Source organism: Saccharomonospora iraqiensis subsp. paurometabolica YIM 90007 (assembly GCF_000231035.2).
Classification (GTDB): Bacteria; Actinomycetota; Actinomycetes; order Mycobacteriales; family Pseudonocardiaceae; genus Saccharomonospora; species Saccharomonospora paurometabolica.
In genome coordinates this window covers 7,713-16,741 of sequence record NZ_KI912247.1, presented here as the reverse complement: position 1 = coordinate 16,741, position 9,029 = coordinate 7,713, and the positions used below count along the sequence as shown (strand labels likewise).

The window sequence follows — 9,029 nt, the reverse complement described above, 5'->3', positions numbered from 1 at the left end:
GACGGCGGCCCCGCCCGGCCGCCGCCCGCGGACCCGGATCAGCGGGCGGCCACCCGGCGGTAGCGGGCGGTCGCCAGCGGCGCGAAGATGCCGATGATCACGATGCAGCTGAGGATCGCGTACAGGGCGGCGTTCTCGGCCGGCCATCCGGACGGCTCGGGCCAGCCCGCCGGGCTGGTGTTGCCGAACAGGTCGCGGGTGGCGTTGACCGCGGCGGTGAACGGGTTCCAGTCGGCGATCGTGCCCAGCACGCCCGGCAGGCTCTCCTGCGGGACGAACGCCGACGAGACGAACGTCAGCGGGAACATCCAGATCAGCCCCGCACTGTTGGCGACCTCGACACTGCGGGCGACGAGCCCGATGTAGGCGCCGACCCAGGACATCGCCAGGGCGAACAGCAGGATCATCAGGTAGCCCAGCGCCGCCTCGCCGACGCTGCTGTTGATCCGCCAGCCGATCAGCAGACCGCACACCGACATGACCACCAGTACCACGATGCTGAGCACCTGGTCGGCGGTGGTGCGGCCGACCAGCACGGCCAACCGGGACATCGGCAGCGAGCGGAACCGGTCGATGATGCCCTTCTGCAGGTCGTTGGCGAAGCCGATCACGGTGTAGGAGGAGTTGAACGCGACCGTCTGGGCGAAGATGCCCGCGATCAGGAACTCCCGGTACTGCGCGCCACCCCCACCGGGACCACCGATCGCGTCCCCGAAGACGTAGGCGAACAACAGCACGAACATGATCGGGAACGCGGTCGCCCCGAGCAGCCAGTCGGGGTTGCGCCGCACGTTCATCACGTTGCGCCAGGTGATGGTCCCGCTGTCGGACAGGACCTTGGCGAACCCGGTCACGGGGTCTCCTCCTCGGTGGCGTGGCCGGTCAGGGACAGGAAGACGTCGTCCAGGGTGGGGCGCTGCAGCGCGACGTCCTGCACGGGCACGTCCTCGGCGTCCAGCTTGCGCAGCGCCTCCATCAGCGCCGTCGCACCGGTGTCCACGTGGACGGTGACCGTGCGGGTGGCCTCGGTGACCACGGGCTCGTTCGTGCCGACCTCCTTGAGCACCCGCTCGGCGGTGTGCAGGCTCCCCGGGGCGGCCACCACGAGTTCGAGCCGTTCCCCGCCGATGCGGTCCTTGAGCTCGTCGGCGGTGCCGCGGGCGATGACCCGGCCCCGGTCGATGACGACGATCGTGTCCGCCAGGCGGTCGGCCTCCTCCAGGTACTGCGTCGTCAGCAGCACCGTGGCGCCGGTGGCGACGAGCTGCTCGATGACCTCCCACATGTCCAGGCGTCCGCGCGGGTCGAGCCCCGTGGTCGGTTCGTCGAGCACCACGACGTCGGGGTGGACGACCAGGGCGCCCGCGAGGTCCAGCCGCCTGCGCATCCCGCCGGAGTAGCCCTTGGCGGCGCGGTCGGCGGCCTCCTCCAGCTGGAAGCGGCCGAGCAGTTCCCGGGCGCGCCTCTTCGCGTCCCGTTTGCTCAGGCCGTAGAGCCTGCCGACCATGTAGAGGTTCTCGAAGCCGGTGAGATTCTCGTCGACGGCGGCGTACTGCCCGGACACCCCGATCGAGGCCCGCACGGCGTTCGGGTCCTCGAGTACGTCGTGCCCGGCCACCGTCGCCTCGCCGGAGTCGGGTTTGAGCAGGGTGGTCAGGATGCGTACGGTCGTGGTCTTCCCGGCGCCGTTCGGCCCGAGCAGGCCGAGCACCCGGCCGGTGGGCACGTCGAGATCGACGCCGTCCAGCGCGCGGGTCGCACCGTAGGTCTTGACGAGACCGCGGGCACGAACCGCGATCGGTCTCTCGGTCTGGGACATAGGGCCAGCGTAGAAGCGACCACCGACAGATGTCGGCCGAATTCCGCCGGGGCGGTGCCTGCGTCCGCCGGTCGTCAGTCGGCCGCCCACTCGTAGGAGAGCTGGTAGCGGTGCGCGGGCAGCACCATGTCGTTCATCTCCAGCGGTGTCCCGTCCCGGCCGTGGGCGATGCGGGTGACCGTGAGCACGGGGATGCCCTGGCCCAGCTGCAGCGTGGAGACCTCGTCGGGGGTGGGCATCCGGGAACCGACGTGTTCGGCGTAGTGGCCGAGCCGGTGTCCGGCCTCCTCCAGCCGCGCGTACGACCCGCCCGGCCCGGCGTCGTCCCGTTCGATCGCGGTGCCGCGGGTCAGCGCGCGGGACAGGCGGGAGACGGCGAGCTGCACCACCTCCCCGTCGGCGCACAGCACCCGTTCCCGCACGGTGACCTCGTCGCCGGGGGTGAGGTCGAGCTGCCGCGCGGTGCGCTCGTCGGCGGGCTCGAACCGCACCGTGACCGCCACCGCCGGGGTGAATCCCTCGGACGCCGCGTCGGCGCGGAACGCGCCCCGGTCACGTTCCCGGGCGGAGCGGGACAGGCGGGACCGGGCGAGTCGGTGGATGGTGGTCCAGTCGCGGACGAACACGCCGCGGCCCTGCTCGGTGACCACGACCCCCTCGGCCCGGAGCAGGTTCAGCGCCTCCCGGATGGTCAGCCGCGAGGCGCCGTACGACTCGACCATCTCCCGCTCGCTCGGCAGCCGGTCACCGGGGCCGTACTCACCGGCGGCGATGCGGTCGCGGACGTCCGCGGCGACCTGGCGGTGCACCGGCACGCCACTCGTTCTGTCCACCATCGGGTCGATTCTCCACACGCTCGCCGACGGGTCAGGGGAGCTTACATTCTGACCACGGGCCCGGTGCGAGCGAAAGTGACCACCGGTCCGGAGGTGTTGACCTGCCGGATCACCGGGCGTACGGGAGGTCGTAGGCCGCGGAGACGGCGTTCTCGACCTCGGTGCAGTCGATGCCGCCCTCCTCGGCGACGGTGAAGCCCAGTTCGAGCAGGAGGAAGGCCAGGCGGGACAACACCGGGAGCACGTCGGTGCGCCCGGTGTCCTTGAGTTCGTACAGCGGTCCCGTCTCGCGTTCCACGGCGCGTCGTAGCCGCATCAACGCGGCTTCCGGATCGTGGTGGGCCGGCCGCCGTCGGTCCGTCCGGATGGGTGTGGTGCCGGGCATGGGCGTCCTCGGGAGTTCGAATCGGTCAGCGGGGTGCAGGGGCCGGGTAGCGCCTCGGCGTGCGGGGGGAGTTTCGGGTGCGGGTTTCATCCGGGTGGTTCTGGCGGCCAGGCGCACATGCGTTCGGCCAGACCGAGGACCTCCCGGCCCGCGGTGCGGACGGCGTGGGCGTCGTCGGGTGCGGCGTCCTCCAGATGGGCGAGTGAGCCGACGACCTGTCGGATATGCCGCCACAGTCGCGCGGCCCGGGCCGAGCCGACGTCGGGACTGCCGCGCCACTCGGCCGGCCGGACGGCGGCGAGAATCCCGACGGCCCGGTCGTGCAGATCCTCCAGTTCACCGCCCGTGCGTTCGCACACCTCGGCGAGGGTGTCGTCCAGGGCGTGCCATTGTCTCCGGGTGATCCTCGCGTGCGTGGTCACTGTTCTCTCCGTTCGCGGACGATGTTTTCTCTCACGGAATCCCCAAGCGTTCCCGGATCTCCCGGTCGCACGTCGGGCAGGTCGGCCGGAGCCATTTCCCGATGTCTTCCGACCCGGTGCGGACCTCGGTTCCGCATAACGTCGTGAAGGTGAAACCGAGTCCGGGCGGGTGGGTGTGGGAGTCGTAGGCGTGTCGGCGCCCTTCGGCCTGTTGCCACAGGTATCGTCGCATGTCGGCACCTTCGGGGAGGGGGTCCGGGCAGGCCGGTGTGGCGACTGCCTTGCACGCACAGAGTCCACGCACGTGCACAACATCGGCAATTACCCGATCGGTTGATAATATCTTTTCCGCGCCGATACCGATCTTCCGGGAGTTAGTATTCTGTGCATGGCAAGCACAGCGAACACCCCCAGAGCGCGGGCGCTCGGAGTCGCCCTCCGCGACGCCCGGAAAGACGCGGGAATGACGACGACCGAACTCGGAACGCAGGTCGAACGCTCGCACACGCATATCTCACGCTGGGAGAACGGCAAACTCGTTCCCAGTGTGGCGGAAACGGCTCGCGTGCTCGCTGTGCTGGGCGTGAACGGAACCGAGTACGACAACCTCGTCCAACTCGCGCGGGAGGCGGCGGACCCGAACTGGGTCGCCCCGGGTGTCGTGCGGCATCTGGCGATGTTGACCGACTACGAACGTGAGGCCCTGCGCATCACCAACGTCGAGCCACTGCTGGTGCCCGGACTCCTGCAGACCGCGGACTACGCCCGCTCGATCATGCTGTCCGCCGGGGCCACGCTCGGCGAGGCGGAGCAACGCACGACCCACCGCATGGGGCGGCAGCACGTGCTCACCAGACCCCGGCCGGTCGTCTTCGACGTGATCGTCGGGGAGCAGGCTCTCCGATACCCGCCCTGCGACCGCGCGGTGATGCTCGATCAGCTCCGGACCCTGCTGCGGTGGCTGCGCCGGGAGAACGTGACGATCCAGGCGATGCCGTCCGACAGCGGCTACTCGCCGCTGCTGGAAGGGCCGTTCGTCCTGATCGAGTTCGAGCAGAGTTCGCCGGTGGTCCAACTGGAGCATTACCGGTCGGCGACCACGCTGACCGAGGGCAGAGACGTGCGGGACTATCGGGCCGCCGCGGATACGCTGCGGGAGCAGGCGATGAGCCCGGCGGCGACCGAGGTGCTCATCACGAAGTTGGCCGACGATCTGGAGGCAGCGGATGTGGACTGACGGCCGGTGGCGCGTGTCGAGCCACAGCGGGAATCAGGGGAACTGTGTCGAGGTTCGGCCCGCCGTCGGGGGCGGTGTCGAGGTGCGCCACTCGAAGCACCCGGACGCGGCCACGATCCACTACACCGACGCCGAATGGGCGGCCTTCCTCGCCGGAGTGAAGGACGGCGAGTTCGACCTCTGACGTGTGCCGGGCGTGGCTCCCGTGTGCATCACCGGTGGCCGTGAAGGGCACATTCCCTGCGCCAGGTGCCGTGAGGGGCACATTCGCTGCGCCAGACGCAGGGAAAGTGCCCCTCACGACAACACCCGGGGTGGCACCGTCCGGTCAGCGTTCCAGGATGGCGGTGATGCCCTGGCCGCCGGCGGCGCAGACGGAGATCAGGCCCTTGCCCGAGCCCTTCTCGGCGAGCTGCTTGGCGAGGGTGGCCACGATCCGGCCGCCGGTGGCGGCGAACGGGTGGCCCGCCGCCAGCGACGAGCCGTTGACGTTGAGCCGGTCCCGGTCGATCGCGCCGACGGGTTCGTCGCGGCCGAGGCGCTGCTTGGCGAACTCCGGGTCCTCCCAGGCCTTCAGCGTGGCCAGCACCTGCGAGGCGAACGCCTCGTGGATCTCGTAGTAGTCGAAGTCGCCCAGCGAGTGGCCCGCCTTGTCCAGCATCCGCGGCACGGCGTAGGCCGGGGCCATCAGCAGGCCCTCGTCGCCGTGCACGTAGTCCACGGCCGCCGTCTGCGCGATCGTCAAGTACGCCAGCACGGGCAGGTTGCGCTCCTTGGCCCACTCCTCGGTGGCCAGCAGCACCATGGACGCGCCGTCGGACAGCGGCGTCGAGTTGCCCGCCGTCATCGTGCCGTCCCGGCCGCCGAACACCGGCTTGAGCTTGCCCAGCTTCTCCGCCGACGAGTCCGGGCGCAGGTTCTGGTCCCGGGTCAGCCCCAGGTAGGGGGTCACCAGGTCGTCGAAGAAGCCCCGGTCGTAGGCGGCGGCCAGCCGCTGGTGGCTCGTGGCGGTGAGTTCGTCCTGCTCGGTGCGGCCGACCTCCCACGCCTTCGCCGTGCGCGCGGCGTGCTCGCCCATCGACAGGCCGGTGCGCGGCTCGGCGTTGCGTGGGATCTCCGGGACGAGGTGCCCCGGGCGGAGCTTGCCGAGCAGCTTGGCCCGCTCACCCGTGCTCTTCGCCGCGTTGAATCGCACCAGCAGCTTGCGCAGCGAATCGTTCACCGCCAGCGGCGCGTCCGAGGTGGTGTCCACACCGCCCGCGATCGCCGAGTCGAGCTGCCCGAGGGCGATCTTGTTCGCCACGTTGACGATCGACTGGAGGCCGGTGCCGCAGGCCATCTGCACGTCCGAGGCGGGCGTGGTGGGCGAGAGCGCGCTGCCCAGCACGGTCTCGCGGGCGAGATTGAAGTCGCGGGAATGCTTGAGCACCGCCCCGGCGGCGACCTCGCCGAGCTGTTCGCCCTGCAGGGAGAACCGGCTGACCAGGCCGTCGAGCGCGGCGGTGAGCATGTCCTGGTTCGAGGCGTCGGTGTAGGGGCCGTTCGAGCGGGCGAACGGAATGCGGTTGGCGCCGACGATCGCGACCTTCCGCACGCCGGTCTCCGCCGCCTTTCCGCGGCCGCTCCGCCCCCGGCCGCGGCCGGATTTCTGCGCTGAGGTCATGGCTCCTCCTGGTCAGCGTATTTTCGCACCCGTCTCAAGGGTAACCTACTCGCTAGTAGGTTAAGCTGTGGAGTGCATACTCGGCACGGGAGGCAGACCGATGGCTGACAAGTACCAGCAGTTCACCACGACACCCGTGGGCAAGTTCCTGACCTCGAAGCTCGGGCTCCCCGAGCCGCCGGTGCTGCGGCGCTACTCACCGGGCCAGCCCCCGCTCGAAGGGCCGGCACTGCTGGGGGCCGCCCCGAACGGGCGGTTGGAGAAGACCCTGGCGACCCAGCTCGGCAACGCCGGCATCCAGGTGTTGCGCTCGGCGTCCGAAGCCTCCCGCTACGGCGCGCTGGTGTTCGACGCCACGGGCATCACCGACCCGTCCGAACTGCGCGAGCTGCACGCCTTCTTCCACCCCGTGATCCGCAACATCGGGCACTCCGGCCGGGTGGTGGTCCTCGGCACGCCGCCCGAGCAGGTCTCCGGCCGGGAGCGCATCGCCCAACGCGCGCTCGAAGGCTTCACCCGCACGGTCGGCAAGGAGCTCAAGCGCGGCGCCACCTCGCAGCTCCTCTACGTCGCCGCCGGTGCCGAGGAGGTCGCCGAGTCGACCCTGCGGTTCCTGCTGTCGGCGAAGTCGGCGTTCGTCGACGGCCAGGTGATCCGGGTCGGCGCCACCGGCACCACGACGGTGTCCGCGCCGGAGAGCTGGGAGAAGCCCCTGGACGGGAAGACCGCCCTGGTCACCGGCGCCTCCCGGGGTATCGGCGCCTCCATCGCCGAGGTGCTCGCCCGCGACGGCGCGCACGTGGTGGCACTCGACATCCCGGCACAGGGCGCGGACCTCTCCGCTGTGGCCAACCGCACCGGCGGGTCGGCGTTGCAGCTGGACATCACCGCCGCCGACGCGCCCGACCGCCTCGCCGAGTACCTCACCGAGCGGCACGGCGGGGTCGACGTCGTCGTGCACAACGCGGGCATCACCCGGGACAAGACCCTGGCCAAGCTCAGCGAGGCCCAGTGGGACTCGGTGCTCACCGTCAACCTCGCCGCCCAGCTCGCCGTGAACGACAAGCTGCTCGCCGACGACGTCCTGCGGGACAACGGCCGGATCGTGGGCGTGTCCTCCATCGCGGGCATCTCCGGCAACGTCGGCCAGGCCAACTACGCCACCAGCAAGGCGGGCGTGATCGGCATGGTCGACGACTACGCCGCCCGGATGGCCGAGCGCGGCGCCACGATCAACGCCGTCGCGCCCGGATTCATCGAGACGCAGATGACCGCCGCCGTGCCGCTGATGATCCGGGAGTTCGGCCGCCGCCTGTCCAGCCTGTCGCAGGGCGGACTGCCGGTGGACGTCGCCGAGACCGTCGCCTGGTACGCCAACCCCGCCTCGACCGCCGTGAACGGCAACGTCGTCCGCGTGTGCGGTCAGGGCTTCCTGGGGGCCTGAGATGACCGTCAAGCAACTCGACACCGTTCCGAGCCTCGGCACCCTCTACCCGAAGGCCGTGCTCGGCGGACTGCGCAAGAACGGCGGCGACACGCTGCCGGACACCGAGTACGTGCGCGCGGGCGTCACGATCGACCCGGCGCACCTGGCCGCCTACGACCGGGTGTGCGGGTTCCGGCTCGACGACGAGGTGCCCGCGACCTACCCGCACGTGCTGGTGTTCGGGATGCAGGTCGCGCTGATGACCGAGCCGGACTTCCCGTTCCCGCTGCTCGGCATGGTGCACGTCGCCAACCGGATCACCCAGCGGCGGCCCGTGCGGGTCGGGGAGACCTTCACCCTCCGCGTGAAGGTCCGCGACCTGCGGCCGCACGAGAAGGGCAGGCAGTTCGACGTCGTCAGCGAGCTGGTCCCGGAGGACGGCTCGTCGGACGAGCCCGTGTGGACCGACGTGAGCACCTACCTGCGCCGGGGTCCGGGCGGCTCCGGTGCGTCCGGGGAGGCAGGCGGGTCCGGGCAGGAACCGGTGAAGAAGACCGAGCTGGCCGCGCCCACGCCGGACGCGGTGTGGACGGTGCCCGGCGACATCGGCCGCCGCTACGCTGAGGTCTCCGGCGACCGCAACCCGATCCACCTGCACAAGCTGACGGCGAAGGCGTTCGGGTTCCCGTCCGCGATCGCGCACGGCATGTGGAGCAAGGCCCGCGCGCTGGCCGCGTTCGAGGGCCGGCTTCCCGGGGCGTACACGGTGGACGTGCGGTTCAAGCTGCCGGTGCTGCTGCCCGCGAAGGTCGCCTTCACATCGTGGCGCACCGACGCCACCGACGCCACCGACGGCACCGACCGCGATGACGGGTGGGCGTTCGAACTCTGGCACGCCCGCAAGCCCAAGCCGCACCTGTCCGGCACGATCACGCCGGAGTAGCACCGACGCCGGGTCCCCGGGGCGGCCGCTGTCGTGCCGTGAAGGACTCCTTCCCTGCCTCCGACGCAGCGAAGGAGTCCTTCACGGCACACGCTCCCGGTGGGGTGGAGCGGGTGTCACTCGCCGATGACGGGGGGTGCCGTGCGTTCCTCCGTGCCGAAGAGGTCGTCCGGATCGGCCTCGACCAGGTAGCTCGGCCGCTGGTGTTCCTCGTCCTCGCCGCCCTGGCCGCCGCGGTTGGCTCCGGCGCCCATCGGAGCGCCCCCCATGGCCCCGCCGCGACCGGCCGCCGCGGCCG

At 70.9% G+C, this 9,029-nt stretch carries 11 protein-coding genes and 1 pseudogene; 4 read left to right on the top strand and 8 right to left on the bottom strand.

Annotated features, from left to right (window positions below):
- Positions 1 to 38: 38 nt before the first annotated feature.
- The 6 genes from SACPADRAFT_RS0214315 to SACPADRAFT_RS30600 form a co-directional block, all read right to left on the bottom strand.
- A complete protein-coding gene (locus SACPADRAFT_RS0214315) occupies positions 39 to 854 on the bottom strand; it encodes an ABC transporter permease (protein WP_007025291.1) in 816 nt (271 codons plus the stop codon).
- Positions 851 to 1,819, bottom strand: a complete 969-nt coding sequence (locus tag SACPADRAFT_RS0214310; RefSeq protein WP_007025292.1) for a daunorubicin resistance protein DrrA family ABC transporter ATP-binding protein — start codon at positions 1,817 to 1,819, stop codon at positions 851 to 853. Before SACPADRAFT_RS0214310 ends, SACPADRAFT_RS0214315 begins: the two co-directional genes overlap by 4 nt.
- 74 nt (positions 1,820 to 1,893) lie before the next feature.
- Positions 1,894 to 2,655 carry a GntR family transcriptional regulator gene (locus SACPADRAFT_RS0214305; protein ID WP_007025293.1) on the bottom strand — a complete coding sequence of 254 codons (762 nt, stop codon included), beginning with the start codon at positions 2,653 to 2,655 and terminating at the stop codon, positions 1,894 to 1,896.
- Between the two features lie 109 nt (positions 2,656 to 2,764).
- Positions 2,765 to 2,953, bottom strand: coding sequence for a hypothetical protein (locus SACPADRAFT_RS0214300; protein ID WP_324604539.1), 189 nt, complete (start codon positions 2,951 to 2,953; stop codon positions 2,765 to 2,767).
- Positions 2,954 to 3,126: 173 nt separating this feature from the next.
- Positions 3,127 to 3,462: a hypothetical protein gene (locus tag SACPADRAFT_RS0214295; RefSeq protein ID WP_007025295.1), complete on the bottom strand. Its 336-nt coding sequence runs from the start codon at positions 3,460 to 3,462 to the stop codon at positions 3,127 to 3,129.
- 31 nt (positions 3,463 to 3,493) lie between these two features.
- Entirely contained in the window at positions 3,494 to 3,694 is a 201-nt protein-coding gene (locus tag SACPADRAFT_RS30600; protein WP_007025296.1) for an HC3 family zinc finger protein, read from the bottom strand.
- A 156-nt stretch (positions 3,695 to 3,850) separates the two neighbouring features.
- Between SACPADRAFT_RS30600 and SACPADRAFT_RS0214290 the strand changes: the two genes are divergently transcribed.
- Together SACPADRAFT_RS0214290 and SACPADRAFT_RS0214285 are read left to right on the top strand one after the other, a co-directional pair.
- Positions 3,851 to 4,699, top strand: coding sequence for a helix-turn-helix domain-containing protein (locus SACPADRAFT_RS0214290; RefSeq protein WP_007025297.1), 849 nt, complete (start codon positions 3,851 to 3,853; stop codon positions 4,697 to 4,699).
- Positions 4,689 to 4,883 (top strand): DUF397 domain-containing protein, encoded by a 195-nt coding sequence (locus SACPADRAFT_RS0214285; protein WP_007025298.1) that lies wholly within the window; start codon positions 4,689 to 4,691, stop codon positions 4,881 to 4,883. The genes SACPADRAFT_RS0214290 and SACPADRAFT_RS0214285 overlap by 11 nt, the downstream gene beginning before the upstream one ends.
- Positions 4,884 to 5,027: 144 nt before the next feature.
- Here SACPADRAFT_RS0214285 and SACPADRAFT_RS0214280 read toward each other — a convergent pair whose 3' ends face one another.
- On the bottom strand, positions 5,028 to 6,362 hold the full coding sequence (locus tag SACPADRAFT_RS0214280) for an acetyl-CoA C-acetyltransferase (protein WP_007025299.1): 1,335 nt from the start codon (positions 6,360 to 6,362) through the stop codon (positions 5,028 to 5,030).
- Positions 6,363 to 6,462: 100 nt separating this feature from the next.
- Between SACPADRAFT_RS0214280 and SACPADRAFT_RS0214275 the strand changes: the two genes are divergently transcribed.
- Positions 6,463 to 7,806 carry a 3-oxoacyl-ACP reductase gene (locus SACPADRAFT_RS0214275; protein WP_007025300.1) on the top strand — a complete coding sequence of 448 codons (1,344 nt, stop codon included), beginning with the start codon at positions 6,463 to 6,465 and terminating at the stop codon, positions 7,804 to 7,806.
- Between the two features lies 1 nt (position 7,807).
- Positions 7,808 to 8,731, top strand: coding sequence for a MaoC family dehydratase (locus tag SACPADRAFT_RS0214270; protein WP_007025301.1), 924 nt, complete (start codon positions 7,808 to 7,810; stop codon positions 8,729 to 8,731).
- Between the two features lie 116 nt (positions 8,732 to 8,847).
- Here the strand turns inward: SACPADRAFT_RS0214270 and SACPADRAFT_RS32935 are convergent.
- Positions 8,848 to 9,029 (bottom strand): annotated as a pseudogene (locus tag SACPADRAFT_RS32935) (hypothetical protein); the annotation flags it as partial.